The following is a 338-nucleotide window of genomic DNA, read 5'->3' on the forward strand; positions in this document are numbered from 1 at the left end:
GTGGAAATCCGTGCGCGCGTCGACGGCTTTCTCGAGCGGCGCATGTACACGGAAGGCACGCTCGTCAAGGAAGGCCAGGTGCTGTTCGTGATGGACAGGAAGCCCTTCGAGGCCGCGCTGCAGTCCGCCAAGGGCGCGCTCGCGCAGCAGCAGGCACGGTTACTCGTGACGAAACAGAACCTCGCCCGTGTGATTCCGCTGGCTGCACAGAACGCGTTGAGCAAGAAGGACCTCGACGACGCCACCGGCAACGAGAAACAGGCCGAAGCCGCCGTGATCGCCGCGCAGGGCGAGGTGCGTACGGCCGAACTGAACCTGAGCTACTGCACGATCCGCTC

The 338-nt window shown here is 64.8% G+C and carries 1 protein-coding gene; it reads left to right on the forward strand.

From position 1 onward, the window contains the following. The coding region (locus SB822_RS55700) for an efflux RND transporter periplasmic adaptor subunit (RefSeq protein ID WP_410858926.1) at positions 1 to 338 on the forward strand (338 nt) is incomplete at both ends.

The sequence above is a fragment of the Paraburkholderia sp. SIMBA_054 genome, from assembly GCF_046534875.1.
Taxonomy (GTDB): Bacteria; Pseudomonadota; Gammaproteobacteria; order Burkholderiales; family Burkholderiaceae; genus Paraburkholderia; species Paraburkholderia hospita.